This window comes from Microbacterium sp. NPDC006705 (genome assembly GCF_044903545.1).
Lineage (GTDB): Bacteria > Actinomycetota > Actinomycetes > Actinomycetales > Microbacteriaceae > Microbacterium > Microbacterium plantarum.
Genome location: NZ_JBJDQQ010000001.1, coordinates 1,752,699 through 1,775,314 on the forward strand (window position 1 = coordinate 1,752,699; position 22,616 = coordinate 1,775,314).

The 22,616-nt window shown below is 70.6% G+C and carries 22 protein-coding genes; 9 read left to right on the top strand and 13 right to left on the bottom strand.

What is annotated here, in order from left to right; all coding sequences use genetic code 11:
* Positions 1-45 precede the first annotated feature (45 nt).
* Genes ACI2K6_RS08300 through ACI2K6_RS08320 form a run of 5 tightly spaced genes read right to left on the bottom strand, consistent with a single transcriptional unit; the run spans position 46 to position 4,323 of the window.
* Entirely contained in the window at positions 46-837 is a 792-nt protein-coding gene (locus ACI2K6_RS08300) for a heme ABC transporter ATP-binding protein (RefSeq protein WP_404568580.1), read from the bottom strand.
* Entirely contained in the window at positions 828-1,832 is a 1,005-nt protein-coding gene (locus tag ACI2K6_RS08305) for a FecCD family ABC transporter permease (protein ID WP_404568581.1), read from the bottom strand. Before ACI2K6_RS08305 ends, ACI2K6_RS08300 begins: the two co-directional genes overlap by 10 nt.
* 41 nt (positions 1,833-1,873) lie before the next feature.
* A complete protein-coding gene (locus ACI2K6_RS08310) occupies positions 1,874-2,977 on the bottom strand; it encodes a hemin ABC transporter substrate-binding protein (protein WP_404568582.1) in 1,104 nt (367 codons plus the stop codon).
* A gap of 2 nt (positions 2,978-2,979) precedes the next feature.
* Positions 2,980-3,903: an HtaA domain-containing protein gene (locus tag ACI2K6_RS08315; RefSeq protein ID WP_404568393.1), complete on the bottom strand. Its 924-nt coding sequence runs from the start codon at positions 3,901-3,903 to the stop codon at positions 2,980-2,982.
* 51 nt (positions 3,904-3,954) lie between these two features.
* Positions 3,955-4,323, bottom strand: coding sequence for a sterol carrier family protein (locus ACI2K6_RS08320; RefSeq protein WP_274178110.1), 369 nt, complete (start codon positions 4,321-4,323; stop codon positions 3,955-3,957).
* Positions 4,324-4,358: 35 nt separating this feature from the next.
* Here ACI2K6_RS08320 and purD point away from each other — a divergent pair, with 35 nt between their 5' ends.
* Positions 4,359-5,630: a phosphoribosylamine--glycine ligase gene (purD, locus tag ACI2K6_RS08325; protein WP_354451596.1), complete on the top strand. Its 1,272-nt coding sequence runs from the start codon at positions 4,359-4,361 to the stop codon at positions 5,628-5,630.
* 39 nt (positions 5,631-5,669) lie between these two features.
* Here the strand turns inward: purD and ACI2K6_RS08330 are convergent, their stop codons facing one another.
* Entirely contained in the window at positions 5,670-7,157 is a 1,488-nt protein-coding gene (locus tag ACI2K6_RS08330) for a DHA2 family efflux MFS transporter permease subunit (RefSeq protein WP_404568394.1), read from the bottom strand.
* Positions 7,154-7,777 (bottom strand): PadR family transcriptional regulator, encoded by a 624-nt coding sequence (locus ACI2K6_RS08335; RefSeq protein WP_404568395.1) that lies wholly within the window; start codon positions 7,775-7,777, stop codon positions 7,154-7,156. The genes ACI2K6_RS08330 and ACI2K6_RS08335 overlap by 4 nt, the downstream gene beginning before the upstream one ends.
* 87 nt (positions 7,778-7,864) lie before the next feature.
* Here ACI2K6_RS08335 and ACI2K6_RS08340 point away from each other — a divergent pair, with 87 nt between their 5' ends.
* The 3 genes from ACI2K6_RS08340 (at position 7,865) to ACI2K6_RS08350 (ending at position 11,216) form a co-directional block, all read left to right on the top strand.
* Positions 7,865-8,743, top strand: a complete 879-nt coding sequence (locus ACI2K6_RS08340) for a phosphoribosylaminoimidazolesuccinocarboxamide synthase (protein WP_114588923.1) — start codon at positions 7,865-7,867, stop codon at positions 8,741-8,743.
* A 116-nt stretch (positions 8,744-8,859) separates the two neighbouring features.
* On the top strand, positions 8,860-10,200 hold the full coding sequence (locus ACI2K6_RS08345; protein ID WP_112615783.1) for a uracil-xanthine permease family protein: 1,341 nt from the start codon (positions 8,860-8,862) through the stop codon (positions 10,198-10,200).
* 134 nt (positions 10,201-10,334) lie between these two features.
* Positions 10,335-11,216 carry a VOC family protein gene (locus ACI2K6_RS08350; RefSeq protein ID WP_404568396.1) on the top strand — a complete coding sequence of 294 codons (882 nt, stop codon included), beginning with the start codon at positions 10,335-10,337 and terminating at the stop codon, positions 11,214-11,216.
* Between the two features lie 35 nt (positions 11,217-11,251).
* Here ACI2K6_RS08350 and ACI2K6_RS08355 read toward each other — a convergent pair whose 3' ends face one another.
* From ACI2K6_RS08355 to ACI2K6_RS08375, 5 genes are all read right to left on the bottom strand, one after another.
* The gene (locus ACI2K6_RS08355) at positions 11,252-12,265 is read right to left on the bottom strand and encodes a LacI family DNA-binding transcriptional regulator (protein ID WP_274178105.1); all 1,014 of its coding nucleotides are present in this window, start codon (positions 12,263-12,265) and stop codon (positions 11,252-11,254) included.
* Positions 12,266-12,272: 7 nt separating this feature from the next.
* Positions 12,273-13,790, bottom strand: a complete 1,518-nt coding sequence (locus tag ACI2K6_RS08360; protein WP_274178104.1) for a GH1 family beta-glucosidase — start codon at positions 13,788-13,790, stop codon at positions 12,273-12,275.
* Positions 13,787-14,704: a carbohydrate ABC transporter permease gene (locus ACI2K6_RS08365; protein WP_112615779.1), complete on the bottom strand. Its 918-nt coding sequence runs from the start codon at positions 14,702-14,704 to the stop codon at positions 13,787-13,789. The genes ACI2K6_RS08360 and ACI2K6_RS08365 overlap by 4 nt, the downstream gene beginning before the upstream one ends.
* Complete coding sequence (locus tag ACI2K6_RS08370; protein ID WP_282501831.1) at positions 14,701-15,756, bottom strand: carbohydrate ABC transporter permease; 1,056 nt, start codon at positions 15,754-15,756, stop codon at positions 14,701-14,703. Before ACI2K6_RS08370 ends, ACI2K6_RS08365 begins: the two co-directional genes overlap by 4 nt.
* Before the next feature lie 70 nt (positions 15,757-15,826).
* Positions 15,827-17,089, bottom strand: a complete 1,263-nt coding sequence (locus ACI2K6_RS08375) for an ABC transporter substrate-binding protein (protein ID WP_282501830.1) — start codon at positions 17,087-17,089, stop codon at positions 15,827-15,829.
* A gap of 233 nt (positions 17,090-17,322) precedes the next feature.
* Between ACI2K6_RS08375 and purS the strand changes: the two genes are divergently transcribed.
* The 3 genes from purS to ACI2K6_RS08390 are packed head-to-tail and all read left to right on the top strand — an operon-like array spanning position 17,323 to position 19,223.
* Complete coding sequence (purS, locus tag ACI2K6_RS08380; protein ID WP_023953132.1) at positions 17,323-17,568, top strand: phosphoribosylformylglycinamidine synthase subunit PurS; 246 nt, start codon at positions 17,323-17,325, stop codon at positions 17,566-17,568.
* Positions 17,565-18,269, top strand: a complete 705-nt coding sequence (gene purQ, locus ACI2K6_RS08385; protein ID WP_274178101.1) for a phosphoribosylformylglycinamidine synthase subunit PurQ — start codon at positions 17,565-17,567, stop codon at positions 18,267-18,269. Before purS ends, purQ begins: the two co-directional genes overlap by 4 nt.
* 24 nt (positions 18,270-18,293) lie before the next feature.
* Positions 18,294-19,223 carry a 2-hydroxyacid dehydrogenase gene (locus ACI2K6_RS08390; protein WP_274178100.1) on the top strand — a complete coding sequence of 310 codons (930 nt, stop codon included), beginning with the start codon at positions 18,294-18,296 and terminating at the stop codon, positions 19,221-19,223.
* 29 nt (positions 19,224-19,252) lie between these two features.
* On the opposite strand, the gene ACI2K6_RS08395 is transcribed toward ACI2K6_RS08390, so the two are convergent.
* Positions 19,253-19,771 (bottom strand): adenine phosphoribosyltransferase, encoded by a 519-nt coding sequence (locus tag ACI2K6_RS08395; RefSeq protein ID WP_112615769.1) that lies wholly within the window; start codon positions 19,769-19,771, stop codon positions 19,253-19,255.
* 78 nt (positions 19,772-19,849) lie between these two features.
* Here ACI2K6_RS08395 and ACI2K6_RS08400 point away from each other — a divergent pair, with 78 nt between their 5' ends.
* Together ACI2K6_RS08400 and ACI2K6_RS08405 are read left to right on the top strand one after the other, a co-directional pair.
* Positions 19,850-21,565, top strand: a complete 1,716-nt coding sequence (locus ACI2K6_RS08400) for a glycoside hydrolase family 13 protein (protein ID WP_114588919.1) — start codon at positions 19,850-19,852, stop codon at positions 21,563-21,565.
* Positions 21,566-21,580: 15 nt separating this feature from the next.
* Positions 21,581-22,585, top strand: coding sequence for a LacI family DNA-binding transcriptional regulator (locus tag ACI2K6_RS08405; RefSeq protein ID WP_323987002.1), 1,005 nt, complete (start codon positions 21,581-21,583; stop codon positions 22,583-22,585).
* Positions 22,586-22,616 lie beyond the last annotated feature (31 nt).

Consider the following 22,616-nt stretch of genomic DNA (forward strand, 5'->3'; position numbering starts at 1 on the left):
GTTAGCTTAGCCTTACCTAATCGAAGTTTGTGAAGTCCCTGACAGTCATCGCTCGGCGTGACGGCGCGGCAGGATGACCGGACGGCCGGTGTCGGGGTCGTCGAGCACGCGCACCGGGGTGCCGTAGACGGCCTCGACCCGGTCCGCGGTCAACACGTCGCGCGGGTTCCCCCGAGCGACGAGCCGGCCGCCGTCGATCATCGCGACCTCGTCGGCATATGCCGCGGCGAGCGACAGGTCGTGCAGCACCACGACCACCGCGCGCCCATCCCGCGCGAGCCGCCGCGCGACGCGGAGGACCTCTTCCTGGTGCCGGAGGTCGAGGGCCGCGGTCGGCTCATCGAGCAGCACGACGGGGGTGTCCTGCGCGAGTACTCGAGCCAGCGAGACACGCGCCTTCTCGCCACCCGAGAGCGACGGGTAGGCGCGATGGAGCAGGTGTGCGACATCCGCTCGCTCGACGGCTTCGGCGATACGAGCGTCGTCGAGGCGGGCGCGCTCGGTTCCGATCCAAGGAGTGCGCCCCATCGCGACCACCTGGCCCGCGGTGAACGAGAAGGCGACCTGGTTCGACTGCAGCAGCACCGACCGTCGCCGCGACAGCTCGCGGGCCGACCACTCGCCCGCCGGACGCCCGTCGAGATGCACCGCGCCCGAGGTGGGCGCGCGGTCGCCTGTCAGCAGGGAGAGCAGGCTCGACTTTCCGGCGCCGTTGGGCCCCACGAGAGCGAGCAGCCGACCGTAGCCGACATCCGTCGTCACGTCGTCGAGGATCGTCGCCTCACCCAACCGCAAGCTCGCATGCCGCACCTCGACGGCCACGCCCGTCACGACCAGCCCCCGGCGGTGCGGCGGGTGCGGCGGATGAGCCAGAAGAAGAACGGTCCGCCCACGAGCGACGTGAGGATGCCGATCGGCAGGTCTGCAGAGACGACGATGGTCCGCGCCAGGAGATCGGCGTAGACGAGCACGACGCCGCCGCCGAGCGCCGAGAGGGCGATGAGCCCCCGGTGCGCGGGCCCGACCAGCATGCGGATGATGTGGGGCACGACGAGGCCGACGAACGCGATGATGCCGACGAACGCGACGGCGACGCCGGTCAGCAGGGCGACGAGGACGATCGACCCGACCCGCAGCGCCTCGACGCGCACACCGAGGTGGGCGGCGGTGCGATCGCCGAGCGCCAGAAGGTCGTAGCGGCGTGCGAGACCGAGGGATGCCGCTGTGCCGAGCGCTCCGACGAGCGCGACGATCGCCACCTCCGACCAGCGCGAACCGTTCATCGAGCCGAGCTGCCAGAACACGATCTGCTCGCGTGACGCGGTGTCGCCGACGAACATCAGCAGTGCCAGCGCGGCACCCGCGAACGCGTTGACGGCGATGCCCGTCAGAATGAGCGTGATCGACTCGGTACGCCCGTGCGCGCGTGCGGCGGCGTAGACCACGAGGGTCGCGACGAGGCCGCCCGCGAACGCGCAGACCGCGATCGACCACGGGCCGAGGAACGAGACGCCGAGCGTGATCGCGGCGGCCGCGCCGACGGCCGCGCCCGACGAGACGCCGACGACGCCCGGCTCGGCGAGCGGGTTGGCGAAGATCGCCTGCATGACGGCACCGGCGACCGCCAGCAGCGCGCCGACGAGCAGCGACATCGCGACACGGGGGAACCGGATCTGCCACAGCGTCTGCTCGATCAGCGGCTCGGTCGGCGCCCACGAGCTGGGCATGCCGATGGCGCGGAGCAACGACCCGACGACCTCGGCGGGGCCGACCGGCAGCTGACCGAGTCCGGCCGACAGCACGACGCCCACCGCGAGCAACGCCGCGGTCACGGACCCGACGAGGACTGCGCGGCGCCCAGCGGCACGCCCGCTCACGAGGCGGGATCGGGCGCGTAGACAGCGCGTGCCAGCGCATCGAGCACCCCCGCACTGCGCGGCCCGAACGACAGGATCTGCCCGTCCGCCATGTCGACGAAGCGGCGATGCTGGCCGGCTGCGGTCAGCGCGATCGCGGGCTTGTCGGCGAGCAGGCCATCGACGCCGCCGACCGATTCGAGCCCGGCGGTCATCACGAGGATGAGGTCGGGGTCGGCGGCGACCATGGCTTCGTCGTTGAGGGGCTGCATCCCGCTCCAGCCGAGCTCGCCGGCGACGTCGACCCCGCCGAGGGCGGTGATGAGCTGGTCGGCACCGGACTCGGACCCGAACAGGTAGTAGACACCCGCGGTGCCGCGCAGGTAGAGGAAGACCATTCGCAGACGCTCGCTCGCGGCCTCCGGTGCGAGCGCGGCGATCTGCGCACGCGTCTCGTCGACCTCGCTCACGATCCGCTGAGCGAGCTGCTCTCGCGCCTCGGCGACGCCGAGCACCTCGCCGACCGAGCGCGCCAGGTCGGCGGCGCCGTCGAACGACGCCGAACGCTCGACGAACACGACCGTGATGCCGACATCCCGCAGCTGCTGCACGACGTCGACCGGCCCGATGCTGCCGTCGGTGATGACCAGCGTGGGGGCGAGGCCGATGATCGACTCGGCGTTGACCGTGTGGCCGTTGCCCGTGACAACCGGCAGGTCCGCCGCACCGGGGAACGTCGTCGAGACGTCGCGGCCGACGAGCTCGCCGCCGAGGCCCAGGCCCCAGACGGTCGCGGCCAGCGAACCGGAGAGGTCCATCGCGATGATGCGCGAGGTGTCCGTCACCGTCACCTCGACGTCGCCGGTGAGATCGTGCGAGGTCACGGTGACGGGCAGGCTCTGGGTGGGATCCGTCACGACCGGCGCGACCGCAGCGTCGGCGAGGACGGCGGTCGAGGGGCCCTCGAGCGAGCGCGGGTCGGTCACCGGCGCCAATTCGCTCAGCGGGGGTCGGTCGATCACGACCTGGCCCGCGGCCTCGCCGTGAGACGTCGCAGCCGGAGCGCAGGCGCTGAGCGACAGGGCCGCAGCGGCGAGCGCCGCGACGAGGAGTCGCCGCATCTTCACGCGGCCGGCCCGTCGTCGGCGTGATCGGCGGGCCCGCCGCCGGCACGCACCTTCCGCTGCTTGCGACGCGAGGCGACGATCGCTGCGGTCGACCCGCCGATCGTCGCGACGAGCGCGCCGCCGATCGCGGCGATGAGCGCGACGGGGAGGGCACCGCTCGATCCGCTCTCGTCGTCGCCCGCCTCTGCCGCATCCGCGGCGGGAGACGCGTCGACGACGGGCGACGGCTCGGCCGTCGGGGTAGCAGCCGCGCACACCCCGCTCGCGGTGAACGAGAGCGGGTCGAAGGCGGTGCCCGTCTCGTAGTTGCCGAAGGCGGCGTACCCCTCGTCGGTGATCGCGGTGGCGGCATCCGTCGCGGCGAGGGTGAGGGCCTCGCCCGAGACCGTGCTCTCCAGACCCGCCAGGTCGACGGTCACGAACGGCACCTGGGGTGTCGTGACGACGGTGTCGTCGCCGGCGAGCGCGCTCTCCATCGAGACTCCGGCGAGGTCGACGAGAACACGCCCCGCCGCCGGCGCGATCTCGAGCGTGACGTTCTGCGCCGTCGAGTCGAGCAGGCCGCCGTGCCCGGTGAACCGGATGCCGCCGGGGAAGGCGATCGAGCCGGTACCGGTCGCCGGGTCGTAGCTGCCCGTGCCACCGGTCCAGGTGAACGCGGGCGTCTCGTAACCCACGCCGCCGAACGGCTCCCACGCACCCTTTGCGATGGAGCCGGAGATGTACGAGCGGAACGACTCCTTGAAGCCCCACGTGATGGTCGCGTCGGTGATGTCGCAGGCGGCCGGCGAGGTCGCGGCGGTCCGCTGCTCGACGGGCGCGGCGTCGCCGATCGCGAGGGCGGGGCTCGCGACACCGAGGACGATCGACGCAGCGGCGAGCGCCCCGAGAGACGCTCGAGGCAGAAGGGAAGAGCGCACAGCAGACTCCAGAGGTAAGGTCAGGCTTGCCTAACCTTACCGGAGTCGGCGTCAGGGCCGCAGCGGCAGCAGCGCTCCGAGGTCGGCGCGGGTGCCCGACGCTCTGAGCCGGCCCGCGGTGGCGGCATCCGCCCAGGCCAGCTCGCCGAGGGCGAGGGCGATCCAGGTCGCGGCATCCGTCTCGACGACGTTGGGAGGAGTGCCGCGCGTGTGTCGCGGACCCTCGACGACCTGCACGGCACCGAAGGGCGGCACGCGCATCTCGACCGAGTTGCCGGGCGCCTTCTCGACGAGCAGCTGCAACAGGTAGCGCACGGCCGTCGCCAGGTCGGTGCGCGCAGGTTTCTCGCCGGAGGCGTCGGCGGCGGCGACCGCGGCGAGCGCGGCGCGGCCATCGGCGGTGAGGATGCTGCGGGCCATGGGTTCCACGCTAGCCCGGTCGGTAGGCTGGCCGGGTGAAGATCCTGGTCCTCGGCTCGGGCGCGCGCGAGCACGCCATCATCCTCGCTCTCGCCGCGGAAGGCGCAGGTCACGACCTGCTCGCGGCCCCCGGCAACGCCGGCATCGCGCGCGATGCCGAGATCGTCCCGGGCCTCGATCAGAACGACCCGGTCGCGGTGACCGAGTTCGCCGGCAGCGCCAACGTCGACCTCGTCATCGTCGGCCCGGAGGCCCCGCTCATCGCCGGTGTCGCCGATGCACTGCGGGAACGCGGCATCCCCGTCTTCGGGCCCGGAAAGGTCGCCGCGCAGCTCGAAGGGTCGAAGGCCTTCGCGAAGCGCGTGATGGACGAGGCCGGTGTGCCCACCGGTCGGGCGGTGCGCGCGCGGAGCCGCGCCGAGGTCGAGGCCGCGCTCGACGAGCTCGGCGCCCCCCACGTGGTCAAGGCCGACGGTCTCGCTGCCGGCAAGGGCGTCATCGTCACCGATGACCGTGACGCGGCGCTCGCCCACGCCGACACCTACCTCGCGAGCGGCCCGGTGCTGATCGAGGAGTTCCTCGCCGGCCCCGAGGTGTCGCTCTTCTTCGTCTCGGACGGCGACACCGTCCGAGCCCTCAGCCCCGCGCAGGACTACAAGCGCGCCTACGACGGCGACGCCGGCCCGAACACCGGGGGCATGGGCGCCTACTCGCCGCTCCCTTGGCTCGCCGACCGGTTCGGCAGCGAGGCCGAGTTCGTCGCCGAGGTCACGCGCGACGTGGCCGAGCCCGTCATCCGCCACCTCGACACCGAGGGCACGCCGTTCATCGGCCTCCTCTACGCGGGCCTCATCCTCACCGAGTCGGGCATCAAGGTGATCGAGTTCAACGCGCGGTTCGGCGACCCCGAGACGCAGGTCGTGCTCGCGCGGCTGACCTCGCCGCTCTCGGAGCTGCTGATGGCCGCGGCGAGCGGGCGCCTCGAGTCCGAGCCCGAGCCGACGTTCTCGGGCGACGCCGCCGTCACGGTCGTGCTCGCGAGCGAGGGCTACCCCGAGAACCCGGTGACCGGCCGGGCGCTCACGGGGCTCGACGCCGCGGCATCCGTCGAGGGCGTGCACCTCGCGCATGCCGCGACCGCCGAGACGGTCGACGGGCTCGTCGCCACCGGCGGGCGCGTGCTGAACGTCGTCGCGCGCGGCACCGACTTCGCCGAGGCCCGTGACCGCGCCTATCGCGCGCTGTCCGAGATCAGCCTCGACGGCTCGCACCACCGCACCGACATCGCCGCCCGCGTCGCGGACTGAATCCACAACGCGGGCGGTCCCGTTCGGTCGCGGCCGGGGTCAGCGCCGGACGAGGTGGGCGGGGCGCTTGAGGAAAATCACGACGATCACGGCGACCCCGATGACGATCGCCGGCAGGATCATGGCCTGCGCCATCGCGGCGGAGAAGCCCTCGGCGATCGCGGGAGGCATCGCGCCGCCGCCGCCGAAGTCGCCGCCCGCGGCATCCCCGGCACCCGGCAGGTTCGCCGTCAGCCGCGACTGCATGTAGGCCGCGATCGCCGCCGAGCCGATCACCGAGCCGACCGTGCGGGTCGTGTTGTAGATGCCCGAGCCGGCCCCTGCCTGACGCGGCGGCAGGTTGCGGGTCGCCGTCGTGGCGAGCGGACCCCACATGCCGGCGTTGGCGACGCCGATGATCGCGGCGGGGATGAGCAGCAGCAGGACGGGCGCCTCGGTGTTCATGAGCAGCGCGTAGCCGACGAGGCCCAGGACCATCAGCGTCAGGCCGGGGACGAGCAGCAGGCGCGGGTCGACGCGGTCGAGGATGCGGCCGGCCAGCGGTGCGAGCGCGCCCGAGAGAACCGCCATCGGCACGAGCAGCAGCGCCGACTGCGTCGGGGTGAGCCCGCGCGCGAGCTGCGTGAAGAACGCCATCGGCAGCGCCATGCTCGTTACGGTGAAGCCCACCGCGGCGATCGCGAGGTTCGAGATCGCGAAGTTGCGGTCGCGGAAGAGCTCGAGCGGCACGAGGGGCTCGCTCTTCGTCCGTCCCTGCGTCCAGACGAACACCGCCATGACGACGACACCGGCCCCGATCATCGCCCAGATGCCGGCGGCCCACTCGTAGTGCTCGCCCTCCTGCAGGCCGAACACGATGAGGAAGAGCCCGATCGCGCTCAGCACGACGCCCACGACGTCGAAGCGGTGGGGGTGGGTCTCGAGCTGCGGCACCAGGCGCCACGCCAGCACGAACGCCACGACGCCGACGGGGATGTTGACGAAGAAGATCCACTCCCACCCGAAGCCGTCGACGAGAAGGCCGCCCGCGAGCGGTCCGACGAGGGTCGCGACACCGGCGGTCGCACCCCACAGGCCCATGGCCGCGCCCCGGCGCTCGGCGGGGAAGGTGCGGGTGATGACGGCCATCGTCTGCGGGGTCATGAGGGCGGCGCCGAGACCCTGCACGGCGCGCGCGATCACGAGCACGGCGAGCGAGCCCGAGAGCCCGCAGGCGAGCGAGGCGATCGTGAAGATCGCGAGCCCGATCAGGTAGATGTTCTTCGGCCCGAACCGGTCGCCGAGGCGGCCCGTGACCAGCAGGGGCACTGCGTAGGCGAGCAGGTACGACGAGGTGACCCACACCACGTTGTCGAGGTTGCCGGTCGACGGGTCGAGCGCGGCCTTGATCGCCGGGTTCGCGACCGAGACGATCGTGGTGTCGACGAGGATCATGAAGAATCCGATGACCATCGCCCACAGGGCGGGCCACGGGTTGACGGCGGGGGCGCCTTCGGGGACGCGGACGGTGCTGGTTCTCTCGCTCATGCGCGGGCGGCTTCTCTCTGTGCCAGGTAGCGGTCGGTCGGGGCGAGGTCGGTGACCCCCCACACGGTGTCGGGACGACGGATGTACTCGACCGCTTCGTCGAGCCAGGCGACATCCGCCGACAGCAGAGCCGTCTCGCGGTGCACCTCGATCCAGAACTGGGGATAGGAACCGCGCTCGATCGCATGGTCGCGCGCCTGGCGATGCGCGTCGAGGGATGCCGCGAGGGCGTCCCGTCGCTCGCTGAGGAGCGCCACCACTTCGGCGCGGTCGAGGTTGTGCGACTCGGCCAGCGCGACGCGGAAACGCTCGGGCCGGTCGACGGCGGGGAGCTCGCGCCGCACCCACGCGATCATCATGTCGGCGCCGGCGTGCGTCAGCGTGAACGTCGTCCGCTCGGGACGGTTGCCGTCGCGAGCGGTGCCGACGTCATCGATGAGGCCCTGCCGCTCGAGACGCGCGACGGTGTGGTAGATCGTCCCGTGCGTCAGGGCGACGAGGCGGTCGGCCTTCCGTTCGCGCAGCAGGCGGACCATCTCATACGCGTGCATGTCGTCCTCGTGCAGCAGCGCGAGCAGCATCAGCCCCAGCGGGGTGAGCCGACCGACGGCATCCGGCATGGCACCCCCCTCTCGATTAGTCCATGTGGACTATACGCCCTTTTTCACGGGTCGGCGCGGCGTTCCCCGCTCCGGGATAATGGCCGGGTGAGCGCCCTCGATCTGCCCGGCTGGAAGCACGTCTACTCCGGCAAGGTCCGCGACCTGTACCGTCCGGCGGACGGCCCGGCCGACCGGATGCTCGTCGTCGCGAGCGACCGCGTCAGCGCTTTCGACCACGTCCTTGAGCCCGGCATCCCCGGCAAGGGCGAACTGCTGACGCGCCTGAGCCTGTGGTGGTTCGCCCAGCTCGCCGGTCGCGACGGCGGCCACCCGATCCCGAACCATCTGCTGGGGCTCCAGCCGCCGGCAGCGGTCGCCGCGCGGGCGATGATCGTGCGCGAGCTCGACATGCAGCCGATCGAGTGCGTCGTCCGCGGCTACCTGACCGGCACCGGCTGGGCCGAGTACTCCGAGAGCGGCACGGTGTGCGGCATCCCCCTCCCCGCGGGCCTGCAGAACGGCGACCGCCTGCCCGAGCCGATCTACACCCCCGCGTACAAGGCTCCCCTCGGCGAGCACGACGAGAACATCTCGTTCGAGCGTTCCGTCGAGCTCGTCGGCGCCGAGACCGCCGCCGCGCTGCGCGACGCGTCGCTCGAGATCTACCGACGAGCCGCCGCCCTCGCCGAGAGCAAGGGGCTCATCCTCGCCGACACGAAGTTCGAGTTCGGCCTCGATGCCGATGGCGTGCTGACCCTCGCCGACGAGGTGCTCACGAGCGACTCGTCGCGCTACTGGGATGCCGAGGCCTGGCGCACCGGCACGACGCCCGCCGAGCGCATGGCCAGCTACGACAAGCAGATCGTGCGCGACTGGCTCGCGGCGGCCTGGGACAAGACCGGCACTCCCCCGGCTCTCCCCGACGACATCGTCGAGCGCACCGCCGCGAAGTATCGCGAGCTGCTCGAGACGCTCGCGGGCTGAGGGCGGGCCGTACGCGCGCTCCGCGGAGCGCCGACGCGGCATGCAGGGATCTCACAGGTAGGGTAGGGCCGCTCTCGCGCTCCATCCCGAATCGTTCATCCTTTCCGAGGAGTCCCATGCCCATCTGGTCCCTCCACGGCGACGGTCGCACCGTCGCGCGCGGCGCCGTCGTCAAGCCCGGCGAGCGCCTGAACTGGCCCGGCACCATCGCGATCGGCGCGCAGCACGTCGTCGCCATGTTCGGTGCGACGTTCCTCGTGCCGATCATCACCGGCTTCCCGGTCTCGACGACCCTGCTCTTCTCGGGTCTCGGCACCCTCGTCTTCCTGCTGATCACGCGCAACAAGCTGCCGAGCTACCTGGGCTCGTCGTTCGCTTTCATCGCCCCCATCACGGCGCTCAACGGCGGCAACCGCCTCGAGACCGCCGAGCAGATCACTCAGGCGCTCCTCGGCGTCGTCGTCGCGGGCCTCCTGCTCGCGGCGGTCGGCTTCATCGTGCAGGCCTTCGGCACGGGCTGGATCGAGAAGCTCATGCCGCCCGTGGTCGCCGGTGCGATCGTCGCGCTGATCGGGTTCAACCTCGCACCCGCCGCCTGGAACAACTTCCAGCTGCAGCCCGAGGTCGCCACGGTGACCCTGTGCGCCGTCATCCTGTTCAGCGTGCTGTTCCGCGGGTTCCTCGGTCGCATCTCGATCTTCCTCGGCGTGATCGTCGGCTACGTCGTGGCCGCTGTCACCGGGCAGGTCGAGTTCGAGGCCGTCGAGGCCGCCGCCTGGTTCGGTCTGCCCGACTTCCACCTCGTGGCGATCGGGGATGCCGCGGCCTGGTCCATCGTGCCGATGTTCCTCCCCGTCGTGCTCGTGCTGATCGCCGAGAACGTCGGCCACGTGCGCGGCGTCGCGACCATGACCGACGACCCCTCGATCAACAAGCACACCGGCCGCGCGCTCATCGCCGACGGTGTCGCGACGACCCTCGCGGGCGGCTTCGGCGGCTCGGGCACCACGACCTACGGCGAGAACATCGGCGTCATGGCCGCGACCCGCGTCTACTCGACCGCCGCGTACTGGGTGGCCGGCATCGTGGCGATCCTGCTCGCCTTCTCGCCCAAGGTCGGGGCCGTGTTCAACACGATCCCCGCGGGCGTGCTCGGCGGCGTCACGACGGCCCTCTACGGCCTGATCGGCGTCATCGGCATCAAGATCTGGGTCGACAACCGCGTGGACTTCTCGCGTCCCGTGAACCAGTACACCGTCGCGGTGTCGTTCGTCATCGCGATCGCGGGGTTCGCGATGAACTTCGGTTCGCTGCAGTTCGGCGCGATCGTCCTCGGCACCATCGCGGCACTGGTGATCTACCACGCCGGCAACGCGATCGCCCGCTGGCGCAAGACCGGCGCCGACGACGGCGGCCCCATCCCCGCGGTGGGCCCCCTGGGAGGAGACCCGCAGTAAGCGCAGCGCGCCGAGTGCACGGCATCCCGTCGACTGAACGACTTTCAGACCCGAGGATGCCGTGCACTCGGCGCTTCGCCGTGCACTCGGCGTCGCTCCGGGGGGGAATGACATGGGGGGGTGAGGGGTTGTGTATGTGTGTGAATGAGAAGCTCGCAGGTGCCACGACGATGGGCGCCGTCACCCTGCTGGTCGGCGACCTCGACGGGATGACGCGTTACTACCGCGATGTCGTCACGCTGCAGGTGCTCGCCGCAGGCGGCGACACCGTCACCCTCGGGCGCGCCGGCCGGCCGGTCGTGATCCTGCGCCACGAGCCCGCGCTCCGCCATGCGGCCGCCGGGTCGGCTGGCTTGTTCCACACGGCCATCCTGTTCGAGACGCAGGCAGCTCTGGCGGCCGCGCTCTACAGCGTCGCCCGCCACGCGCCCTCGACCTTCACCGGCAGCGCCGACCACCTCGTCAGCCAGGCGTTCTACTTCACCGACCCCGAGGGCAACGGCATCGAGCTCTACTGGGACCGCGATCGCAGCACCTGGTCGTGGACGCAGGGACAGGTCGAGATGGACACGCTCTTCCTCGACCCCAACGCCTTCTTACGCGAGCACCTCGATGCCGCGATGCTCGACAGCGCGGGCAGCGCCGGCTCCACGCCATCCGATCCCGCCCGCGTCGGCCACGTGCACCTCTCGGTCGGCGACGTGGTGACGGCACGGGCGTTCTACGTCGACGCCCTGGGGTTCGACACGACCGCGGCGCTCGGCGATCAGGCCCTCTTCGTCAGCGCGGGCGGCTACCACCACCACATGGCGATGAACGTGTGGAACTCCCGAGGGGCAGGGCCGCGCATGCCGGCGCTCGGGCTCGGCCGCGTCGACCTCGCGCTGCCGACGTCCGACGATCTGGGGGCTCTCACCGAACGTCTGCGCCATCATGGCGTCGCGGTGCGCGACGACGGGCGCACGGTCGCGTTCGACGACCCCTGGAACAACACGCTCCACGCCGCCCTGGCCTGAGCACGACGCGCCCTGACCCGAGCGTCAGGCCCGCGTCAGGCCGAGCCGCGGACGATGAGCTCGGTGTCGAGGATCGTCACCTCGGGGGGCGACATCCCCGCGAGCCGCGCGAGCAGGACATCGGCCATGCACTCGCCCTGCGCGAACGACGGCTGCCGCATGGTCGTCAGCTGCGGCTCGGTCGTCAGCGCGACGGGCGAATCATCGAAGCCCATGACCGCGACCTCGTCAGGGACCCTGATCCCCTCGGACGCGAGCACCTGCATGGCGCCGCGCGCCATGAGATCGCTCGCCACGAAGAGGCCGTCGAGCGGCTCGCCCGCCGCGAGGATGGCACGCATCGCCACAGCTCCGGACTCGGTCGTGAAGTCGCCCTGCACGACGGGGGCCGGCGTGAGTCCCGACTCCGCGAGCGCCACGCGGTAGCCCTCGGCGCGGTCGACACCGGCGGGCATGGACGGCGGGCCCGTGATCGCGCCGATGTGGCGGCATCCGCGGCCGATGAGGTAGGCCGTGGCATCCCGCGCACCGGCGACGTTATCGACGTCGATGTAGTAGTCGCCCATCCGCGAACGCACCGGTCGACCGCCGTAGACGACGGGAATCGCGGCCGCGATGCGCTCGATGAAGGTGTCGCTCGTGTGGTGCGACACGATGATCGCGCCGTCGACGGCCCCACTGCGCACGTACTGGGCCGTCTTGTCGCCGGGGTCGGCGCTGGCCATGATCAGGTTCAGCACATAGTCGCTGCGGCTGATGCGCGAGTTGATGCCCGACACGACCGCCGCGAAGAACGGATCGCCGAACACCCGGCTGGTGTCTTCGGGCACGACGAGCGCGATCGCCATCGTCGACCGGCTGGCGAGCGAACGCGCCGCGCGGTTGGGAACGTAGTTGAGCTCGGCGATCGCGCGGCGCACCGACTCGAGGGCGGCGGGGCTGACGGCGGTCGAGCCGTTGACGACGCGCGACACCGTCGAGCGCGATACACCGGCGACGGCCGCGACCTCTTCGATGGTCGCGGCCGTCCGGTTCTGGTCGGAGATCACAGGTGGGCTACCTCGGGACGGCGGTCCGGGCGGCGTCCGCCGGAGCGGGAACGTCGATCGCACGATCTGCGATGACCCGACGATACTCCTTCGCGCTGTCCTTCAACGTCCGCTCCTGCGTGTGGTAATCCACGTGCACGATGCCGAAGCGCTTCTCGTAGCCCCAGGCCCATTCGAAGTTGTCGAGCAGCGACCAGTAGAAGTAGCCGCGGACGTCGGCACCGGCCTCCTGGGCGTCGAGGATGGCGCCCAGGTGCACCCGCAGGAACTCGGTGCGCTCGGCGTCCGGCACCGACTTCTCGCCGTCGACCTCGACGAGCTCGTCGTCGTAGGCGGCGCCGTTCTCGGTGACGTAGAGGATCGTGCCGACGGGCTGGGCGTACTCGGTCCACACGCGCTCGAGCAGCTGGGTCAGCCCCGCGGGCTGCACCTCCCAGTGCATCGACGTGCGGGGCAGACCCCGCTCGTGCCAGTAGATGTCGTGACCGGCGGGCCACGGCGAGCCGGTCTTGCGATCGGTGGGCGCGTCTCCCGGGGTCGGCGGGTTGGGGTCGGGACGACCGCCCACGAACTCGCCGTGGTAGTAGTTCACCCCGAGGGCGTCGAGCGGCTGCGCGATAATCGTCTCGTCGCCCGGGCGCACGGCATCGCGCCAGCGCTCGACCGCCGCGGCATCCACCTTCTCGATGTCGGCGACGATGTCGCCGGGGTAGGCGGCCCGGAAGATCGGGTCGAGGAACCAGCGGTTGAACTGGCCGTCGATGCGCCGCGCCGCGTCGACGTCGGCGGCATCGGCCGGATCGGCCGGTTCGGCCACCGTCAGGTTCAGCGTGATGCCCAGCGACAGCGACGAGTCGCGCTCGCGCAGGGCGGCGACGGTCTGCCCGTGACCGAGCAGCAGGTGGTGCGCCGCGAGCATGCCGTCGCCGATGTCGAACCGTCCGGGAGCGTGGATGCCCGCGGTGTAGCTGAGGAACGACGAGCACCACGGCTCGTTGAGCGTCGTCCAGTGGTGCACGCGGTCGCCGAGGGCGTCGTGCATGTCGAGGGCGTACTCGGTGAAACGATCGGCGGTCTCGCGAAGGGTCCACCCGCCCCGGTCCTCGATGGCCTGCGGCAGATCCCAGTGGTAGAGGGTCAGCCACGGGATGATCCCGGCACCGAGGAGCTCGTCGACGAGCCGCTCGTAGAAGTCGACGCCCTTCGGGTTGAGCGCGCCGCCGTCGGGACGCACGCGCGACCACGAGGTGGAGAACCGGTACGTGTCGAGACCGAGCTCCTTCATGAGCGCGACGTCGTCGCGGTAGCGGTGGTAGTGATCGCACGCGACGTCGCCGTTGTCGGCGTTGATCACGGCACCGGGAACACGGGCGAACGCATCCCAGATCGACGCGGTACGACCGTCTTCGAAGGCCGCGCCTTCGATCTGGTACGCCGCGGTGGCTGCTCCGAAGAGGAAGCCGGTGGGGAAGCTGCGCGAAGCGTTCATGTTCTCCTGCTGAGTGCGGTCGAGGTTCAGGGTCATCCCTTCACCGCCCCGGCCATGATGCCACTGACGAGCTGCTTGCCCGCGAAGATGAACAGCAGCAGCAGCGGGATGGTGGCGAGGATGACGCCCGCGAGCACGACCGAGTAGTCGACGAAGTAGTTCGACTGCAGCAGCGACAGCGCCACGGGAAGCGTCGGGTTTTGCCGGTCGAGCACGATGAACGGCCAGAAGAAGTTGTTCCAGGCTCCGACGAAGGTGAAGAGGAACAGCATCGCCGCGGCCGGACGCGCCGCGGTCATGCCGACGGTCCAGAACGTGCGGATCATCGAGGCTCCGTCGACGCGCGCCGCCTCGATCAGCTCGTCGGGCACCGCCTGACGCAAGTACTGCGTCATCCAGAACACGCCGAAGGCGCTGGTGAGCGCCGGGATGATGATGGCGCCGATCTGCCCCGTCCAGCCGAGCTCGGAGAACAGGATGTAGAGCGGCACGACGCCGAGCTGCTGCGGCACGGCCATCGTCGCCACGACGAAGACCAGCAGCCCGGGTCCGCCGTGGAAGCGCAGCTTCGCGAAGGCCCAGCCGGCGAGCGTCGAGGTGATCACGACGGCGGCGGCGATGAGGAACGAGCTGTAGATGGAGTTCCACAGCGCCGGCCAGAAGTTGACGGCCGGGTTGGAGATGACCGACAGGGCGTTCTCGATGAAGTTGCCGCCGGGGATCCACGGGAAGGGCTTGCGGAGCGTGGACGAGTCGCCCGAGCCGATCACGAACGACCAGTAGAGGGGGAACACGGCCGAGAGGAACACGGCGCCGAGGATGGCGTAGGTCCAGAACCCGGGACGGCTGCCGCGGATGCGCCGGGCGCGGCCACCCCGGCGCTGCTTGCGCGCGTTCGGGATGCCCTCCTCCACCGTGGCGAGGGGGACGGGAGTGCCGATGGTGCTCATGCCTGGTTCTCCTTCAGCGCGCGCTGCGCCTGCTTCGACTGCTTCTTCTGCTCCCGTTTGCTGAGCTCACGGCGAAGTCCTTCGTCGCGGACGAGGGTGCGCGTCACCACGAGGTTCACGAGTCCGATCAGCACGATGATGATGAACAGGATCCACGCCATCGCCGCGGCCCGGCCGAAGTTCCACTGTCCCCAGCCGACGTCGTAGAGGTAGAGGGTGATGGTCAGCCACTGCTGGGCGGATCCACCACGGCCGAACTGGTCGAACACGCGCGGCTCGTCGAAGATCTGCAGGCCGCCGATCGTGGCCGTGATGATGACGAAGATGAGCGTCGGCTTGAGCGAGGGCAGCGTGATCGAGAAGAACTGGCGCACGGGGCCGGCGCCGTCGACGGTGGCCGCCTCGTAGAAGTCGCGGTTCACGGCCTGCATGGCCGCGAGCAGGATGAGGGTGTTGTAGCCCATCCAGCGGTAGTTCACCATCGTGGCGATCGCGACATGGCTCCAGAACGGCTCGACGTGCCAGGGGATGGCGCCGATCCCGATCGCTTGGAGGATGCCGTTGATGAAGCCCGACTGGTCGGCGAACATCGCGTTGAAGATGAGGCCGACGGCGATGGGGGCGACGACGTAGGGGACGAGCACCGCCATGCGCCAGAAGGTCTTGGCGCGGATGTTCCGGTCGAGCACGGCCGCGATGAAGATCGCCAGCACGAGCTGCGGGACGCTCGAGAGCAGGAAGATGCTGAACGTGTTGCGCAGCGCGGTCCAGAAGTGGGGCTGCGACAGGATCCAGATGTACTGGTCGAATCCGATGAACTCACCCTCGCCGCGGATGAGGTCCCAGTCCATGAACGAGATCACCGCGGTGTACGCGATGGGGAAGAGCCCCACGATCGCGAACATGATGAAGAACGGCGAGATGTAGAGGTACGGCGAGAAGCGGATGTCCCACTTGCTGAGCTTCTGCGAGAAAGAGATGACTCGCGGAGGACGACCGCCGTCGTCGTTTCGGGGGGCGCGCGTCACTGGGCGCTGCTGAGTCGTGGTCACGATCGTCCTTCGGGTCCGAGAGGGGGACGCCGGGGCGCACCGATGATCCGATGCGCCCCGACAGGGTGGGTCAGAAGGCTCCGACCTCGGTCACCCAGGTCTTCCAGGAGGTCTCCTTGTCCTCGATGCCGTCGAAGACGCGCGTGATGGCGTTTCCGAGGGCGTCGTGGAACTGGAAGTACTTCGGGCCCTTGAAGGTCGTGACGGTGATCGCGTTGGCGCGGTCGATGCCGATCTGACCCGAAGGAGCGTCGTTGAAGTACTCGTTGACGAACCCGGTCAGGTCGGGGCTCGACTGCGCCTCGGGCTGGCTCGGGAACGTACCGGCGTTGTTGAAGGCCTTGATCTGCGTCTCGGGAGACGTCAGCCAGTCGGCGAGCTTCTGCGCGTTGGTCACGTTCTTGCCGTTGGCGGGGACGACGAGGTACGAACCGCCCCAGTTGCCGCCGCCCTCGGGGAAGGCGTTGGCGATGTCCCATCCGGCGATGTCGGGGGCTTCGCCCTCGATGATGCCGTGCATCCACGGCGGGCACAGCATCGCGGCGAACTTGCCACTCGCCATGGCCGCGTACCAGTCGTCGGACCACTGTCCCGGGTAGGCGGCGATCGGGATCGCCTTGTCGACGACGGTGTCGTAGGCCGCGCGGATGTCGGGGTTCTCGGTCGCGATGACCGTGCCGTCCGGCTCCTCGTAGGCGACGTCGAGCTGGTTCACGACGCCCTGCAAAACGGAGTTCGCCGAGTCGATGAAGGGCTCACCCGTCTTGGCGACGTAGTCACTGCCGACCTGGAAGAACGCGTCCCATGTCGGGAAGAGCTTGGCGACCTCTTCGCGGTCGGTGGGCAGGCCGGCTGCCTCGAACAGGTCGGCGCGGTAGCAGATCGCCTGCGGTCCGACGTCGGTGCCGTACGCGACGAGGTTGCCCGCGGCGTCGGTCGCCGCCTTCTCCTTCCAGTCGAGCCAACGGCCGGCGAGCTCGTCCGGCACCGGGGCGACGAGGTCGGAGTACTGCATCATCTCGGGGAACCAGTCGACCTCGACGCCTTCGACGTCGGCGAGGCCGGTCTTGCCAAGCTTCTGGAAGAAGTTGGTGCGGGCGTCGTTCGAGGTCGCCGCCTTGGTGTGTACGACCTTGATGCCGGTCTCCTCGGTGAACTCGGCGAGCAGTTCGTCGGTGTAACCGAAGTCGTTGAACGTCGCGAGCGTGACGGTGTCGGAGTCGCCCCCGGATGCGGCCTGGTCACCTCCGCCCGAGCATCCGGCGAGGACGATGGCCGAGGTGGTTGCGACGCCGGCCACGAGGCCGATCCGCCGCAGTGCGCGTGAATTCACGTGTCACTCCTTCGTGATTGCGGTATCTGGTGCGCGGCGGTTCGCACCCGACTATGGGAGCGCTCTCACCGATTGCCCATGACCATACGGGAGCGCTCCCAGGAACTCAAGAGAGCGCTCCCGAAGTGGATGGTCACGATCGGGTCACGACACCGGCCGGATGCGGCGGACGAGCGGCGCCTTCCCACCCGTAGACTGGTCGCGCACCCATCCCGCGACCTCCGGAGCGAGCAATGCCCACCATCGTCGTCGACGTCATGCCCAAGGCCGAGCTCCTGGATCCGCAGGGCAAGGCGGTGTCGGGAGCTCTCACTCGTCTCGGCGTGGCCGGCTTCTCCGACGTCCGCATCGGCAAGCGCTTCGAGCTCACCGTCGACCGCGCCGACGACGCGACCCTCGAGACCGCTCGCCGCATCGCCGACGAGATCCTCTCGAACTCGGTCATCGAGGACGTCGTGAACATCGAGGTCGTGGAGTGACCGCGCGCATCGGTGTCATCACCTTCCCGGGCTCGCTCGACGACCGCGATGCGCAGCGCGCCGTCCGTCTCGCGGGCGCCGAGCCCGTCGCGCTGTGGCACGGCTCGCACGACCTCGACGGTGTCGACGCGCTCGTGCTGCCCGGCGGCTTCAGTTACGGCGACTACCTCCGCGCCGGCGCGATCGCGGCGCTCGCGCCGATCATGGCCGAGGTGAAGGATGCCGCAGACAAGGGCATGCCGATCCTCGGCATCTGCAACGGCTTCCAGATGCTCGTCGAGGCGCATCTGCTGCCCGGCGGCCTGATCCGCAACGCCCACCAGCAGTTCATCCGCCGCGACCAGCGCCTCGTCGTCGAGAACGCCGACACCGCCTGGACGAGCGGCTTCGAGAACGGCCAGGAGATCGTCATCCCGCTGAAGAACGCCGACGGTGGCTTCACGTGCTCGGCCGAGACGCTGAAGCGGATCGAGGGCGAGGGTCTCGTGGCGTTCCGCTACCGCGGAGTGAACCCCAACGGCTCGCTCGACGACATCGCCGGTCTCACGAATGAGCGCGGCAACGTAGTCGGGCTCATGCCCCACCCCGAGCACGCCGTCGAGCCCGGATTCGGCCCGAACACCAGCGACGCGATGCGCTCGGGCACCGACGGGCTCACGTTCTTCACGTCGGCCGTCGCGGCGGTGCTCGCCCGCGTCTGAGCACCGGGTCGGTAGCGTGGGGGCATGATCGAATCCCCCCGCCCCATCGTCGTCAGCGTGCCCACCGACGAGCTGGCAGCCGACATCGGCGCCGTGCCCGAGGGGGTCGACCTCGTGGTATGGGACCTGCGGTCCCCCGCGCCCCGAGACGCGTTCGACATGGTCGTTCCGCCGTACATGTCGGGCAAGCGACTCCTCTCGGCTCTCGAGAACATCAGCGTCGGGATGCTGCAGAGCCAGTCGATCGGCTATGAGGGCATGGGGCGTTACCTTCCCGAGGGCACGAAGCTGGCGAATGCGTCGAGCGTCCACGAGACGGCGACCGCCGAGATCGCGGTGGGCCTCGCGATCGCGGCGCAGCGCGACCTCGCCGACTACGTGCGCAACCAGGAGTCCGCGCGCTGGGCACCGCAGTTCAGCCGCAGCGTCGCTGATCGCACGGTGCTCGTCCTCGGCTACGGCGGGGTGGGCAAGGCCGTGGCATCCCGGTTGCTGCCGTTCGAGACGACGATCGTCCCGGTCGCGTCCCGAGCCCGGGACGAGGACGGCGTCCACGTGCACGGCATCGACGAGCTCGACGAGCTGCTGCCGCGCACCGACATCCTCATGATCACGCTGCCCGGTGGCGAGACGACGAAGGGCCTCATCGGCGCCCGTGAGCTCGCGCTGCTGCCCGACGGCGCGCTCGTCGTCAACGTCGGACGCGGCACGGTGCTCGACACCGACGCCCTCGTGTCCGAGCTGCAGTCCGAGCGCCTGCGCGCCGCCCTCGACGTCGTCGATCCCGAGCCGCTGCCCGAGGACCACCCGCTCTGGGGTGCTCCGGGCGCGCTCGTCGTGCCGCACGTGGGCGGCGCGGCCGACGCCATGCGTCCGCGGATCGCGAAGCTCGTCCGCACGCAGATCGAGCGCCTCGCCGCCGGCGAGGAGCCGCTCAACATCGTCGAGCCCTGAGCCGCCGGGCCCTGATGGGGCCCGGCGGTTCAGACGCGGAAGATCGTGTGGACCGGGCCGCAGACGTCCTGGCCGCCGAGCTCGACGAGCTCCATGAGAACGGCGGTGCCGACCGTCCGGTGCCCGAGGCCTTCGAGCAGGCGCTGGGCCGCGCGCAGCGTGCCACCGGTCGCGAGCACGTCGTCGACGAGGAGCACGCGCGTACCGCGTGGCAGATCGTCCGCCATCTCGATGGTCGCCTGACCGTACTCGAGGTCGTACGAGACGGATGCCGCCGGGCGCGGCAGCTTGCCCGCCTTGCGGATCGGCACCATGCCGACACCGCTCGCCGCCGCGACGGCGCCGGCGATGAGGAATCCGCGCGCCTCGACGCCGGCGACGACGTCGAACTCACGGGCGAAGGGCGCGACGATCGCGTCGACGACGGTGCGCAGCGCGGTCGCGTCGGCGAGCAGCGGCGAGATGTCGCGGAAGAGGATGCCCGGTTCGGGGAAGTCCGGGATGAGCGCGATGAGCGACTCAGCGTGCTCGAGGGGGTCGGAAGTCACCGAACCACCCTAGGCCCGTTTTGATGCTCCTCCGACGGCGAGGTCGCGACTGCAAGCGCTTGCACTAGAGTGAGCGCCATGACCTCCTCTTCCGTGGACACGGCGGCATCCACCCTCGCCCCGATCGGGATCTCCCGGCCCGGCGCCGAGTGGTGGCGCACCGCCGTCATCTATCAGATCTATCCCCGCTCGTTCGCCGACGCCTCGGGAGACGGCATCGGCGACCTCGCCGGCATCACCTCGCGCCTGGGCGACCTCGCCGACCTCGGCGTCGATGCCGTCTGGCTGAGCCCCTTCTTCCGGTCGCCGCAGAAGGATGCCGGCTACGACGTCTCCGACTACTGCGACGTCGACCCTCTCTTCGGCACCCTCGCCGACTTCGACACGATGCTCGACGAGGCGCACGCCCGCGGCATCCGGGTCATCGTCGACCTCGTCCCGAACCACTCGTCCGATCAGCACGCCTGGTTCCAGGAAGCGCTCGCGGCGGAGCCGGGCAGCGCCGAGCGCGCGCGCTACATCTTCCGCGACGGCAAGGGCGAGAACGGCGACGAGGCGCCCAACAATTGGGAGTCGGTCTTCGGCGGCCCCGCCTGGACGCGCACGACGAACCCCGACGGCACGCCGGGCCAGTGGTACCTGCACCTGTTCGACTCGACGCAGCCCGACTTCGACTGGGCCAACCCCGAGGTGGGCGACGAGTTCGAGCGCATCCTGCGGTTCTGGCTGGACCGCGGCGTCGACGGATTCCGCGTCGACGTCGCCCACGGCCTGGTCAAGTCGGACGGCCTGCCCGACTTCGTGCCGGCCGAGGACGCTGGATCGATGGGCGGCGACAGCCTCGACGTGCCCTACTGGGGCCAGGAGGGCGTGCACGACATCTACCGCCGCTGGAACCGCATCCTCGCCGAGTACGAGGGCGACCGGGCCCTGTGCGCCGAGGCGTGGCTGCCCACCGTCGACGAGACCGCCCTGTGGGTGCGCCAGGACGAGATGCACCAGGCGTTCAACTTCCCCTACCTGCAGACCGAGTGGGACGCCGACCACCTCACCGAGGTGATCTCCGAGTCGCTGCGCGCCTTCCCCGCGGTCGGCGCGCCCGCGACCTGGGTGCTGTCGAACCACGACGTCGTCCGCCACGCCTCACGCCTGGCGCTGACCGCGGAGAACCCGCAGGGCCACGGTCTCGGCCCCGACTCCCCCGGTCAGCCGGACGCCGTCGTGGGCCTGGCCCGCGCCCGCGCCGCGACGACCCTGATGCTCGCCCTGCCCGGCTCGGCCTACCTCTACCAGGGCGAGGAGCTCGGGCTGCCCGAGGTCGTGCACCTGCCCGATGACGCCCGTCAGGACCCGACCTGGTTCCGCACCGACGGTGAGCGCTACGGCCGCGACGGATGCCGCGTGCCGATCCCGTGGGAGGCCGACGCCCCCGGATACGGGTTCAGCCCGACCGGGGCCTCGTGGCTGCCGCAGCCCGAGGAGTGGCACGGCCTCGCGCGTTCGGTGCAGGACGGCGACCCCGCCTCGACCCTGACGCTCTACCGCGAGCTGCTCGCCGCACGTCGCCGGCACGACCTCGGCGCCGGATCGCTCGAGTGGGTCGATCTGCAGCTGGGTGACGACGTCGTGGCGTTCCGCAACGGCGACGTGCTCGTCGTCGCCAACACCGGCACGGATGCGGTCGCACTGCCCGCCGGTGAGATCCTGGTCTCGAGCGTCGCCGATCTCGCCGAGAGCGCCGGTGACGTGGCCGAGCTGCCCGTCGACGCGGCGGTCTGGATCCGCGTGAGTTGACGAGAGGAGCGGGAGATGGTCGGCATCGACGACGTCGCGCGACGCGCCGAGGTCTCGACGGCGACCGTCTCCCGCACCCTGAGCGGCCGGGGTCCGGTGTCGCCCACGACGCGCGAACGCGTGCTGCGGGCGGCATCCGATCTCGGCTACGTCGTCTCGTCGGCGGCCTCGAGCCTCGCGTCCGGACGCACCCGCAACATCGGCGTACTCGTGCCGATCCTCGACCGCTGGTTCTTCTCGCGCGTGCTCACGGGCATCGCCGCGACCCTGCAGCGCGACGGCTACGACGTCGCGCTGTACGCCCTCACCGCCGAGGCCGACGAACGCCGCCGGGTGTTCGCGACCTCGCTGCGACGGCAGCGCGTCGACGGCGTCATCGTCGTGTCGATGGCACTCGCAAGCGACGAGATCGCGCAGCTCGGCGACCTGGGCCTGCCGGTCATCGCGATGGGCGGGCAGCTCGCGGGCCTGCGGTCGCTCACCGTCGACGAGATCGAGGTGGCCCGGACGGCGACCGAGCACCTGCTCGACCTCGGGCACCGCGACATCGCCCACATCGGCCTGCATCCGCAGTTCGAGGGCGACTTCCACATCCCCACACAGCGTCGCCGGGGCTTCGAGGCCGCCCTGTCCGAGGCCGGCGTCGCCCCGCAGACAGATCGCTTCGCGGCGGCGGACTTCACGATGGCCGGCGGGCATGATGCCGCGACGCGGTTGCTCCGCGACGCCGAGACCCGCCCCACCGCGATCTTCGCGGCCTCGGACGAGATGGCGATCGGGGCGATGCTGGCGGCGCGCGAGCTCGGGCTGCGCGTTCCGGAGGACGTGTCGATCATCGGGGTCGACGGCCACGACCTCGGCGAGTTCTTCGGCCTCACGACGGTCGACCAGTTCCCGGGCCGACAGGGCGAGCGCGTGGCCTCGGCGATGATCGCGGCGCTTCGCGGGGTGGCGTCCGAACCCCCGGCCGACCTCGACTTCGCGCTCGTCGAGCGGTCGAGCACGGCCCCGCCGGCCTGAAACCGACGCAGCGACCCCCGGGCAGCGCGCA

What these genes read in the sequence shown, in the direction of transcription:
- ACI2K6_RS08310 (WP_404568582.1), bottom strand. Translation starts at nt 2,977, where the DNA reads ATGCGGCGACTCCTCGTCGCGGCGCTCGCCGCTGCGGCCCTGTCGCTC.
- ACI2K6_RS08320 (WP_274178110.1), bottom strand. Translation starts at nt 4,323, where the DNA reads ATGGCCCGCAGCATCCTCACCGCCGATGGCCGCGCCGCGCTCGCCGCG.
- ACI2K6_RS08330 (WP_404568394.1), bottom strand. Translation starts at nt 7,157, where the DNA reads ATGAGCGAGAGAACCAGCACCGTCCGCGTCCCCGAAGGCGCCCCCGCC.
- ACI2K6_RS08335 (WP_404568395.1), bottom strand. Translation starts at nt 7,777, where the DNA reads ATGCCGGATGCCGTCGGTCGGCTCACCCCGCTGGGGCTGATGCTGCTC.
- ACI2K6_RS08345 (WP_112615783.1), top strand. Translation starts at nt 8,860, where the DNA reads ATGCCCATCTGGTCCCTCCACGGCGACGGTCGCACCGTCGCGCGCGGC.
- ACI2K6_RS08350 (WP_404568396.1), top strand. Translation starts at nt 10,335, where the DNA reads ATGTGTGTGAATGAGAAGCTCGCAGGTGCCACGACGATGGGCGCCGTC.
- ACI2K6_RS08360 (WP_274178104.1), bottom strand. Translation starts at nt 13,790, where the DNA reads ATGACCCTGAACCTCGACCGCACTCAGCAGGAGAACATGAACGCTTCG.
- ACI2K6_RS08365 (WP_112615779.1), bottom strand. Translation starts at nt 14,704, where the DNA reads ATGAGCACCATCGGCACTCCCGTCCCCCTCGCCACGGTGGAGGAGGGC.
- purS (WP_023953132.1), top strand. Translation starts at nt 17,323, where the DNA reads ATGCCCACCATCGTCGTCGACGTCATGCCCAAGGCCGAGCTCCTGGAT.
- ACI2K6_RS08390 (WP_274178100.1), top strand. Translation starts at nt 18,294, where the DNA reads ATGATCGAATCCCCCCGCCCCATCGTCGTCAGCGTGCCCACCGACGAG.
- ACI2K6_RS08400 (WP_114588919.1), top strand. Translation starts at nt 19,850, where the DNA reads ATGACCTCCTCTTCCGTGGACACGGCGGCATCCACCCTCGCCCCGATC.
- ACI2K6_RS08405 (WP_323987002.1), top strand. Translation starts at nt 21,581, where the DNA reads ATGGTCGGCATCGACGACGTCGCGCGACGCGCCGAGGTCTCGACGGCG.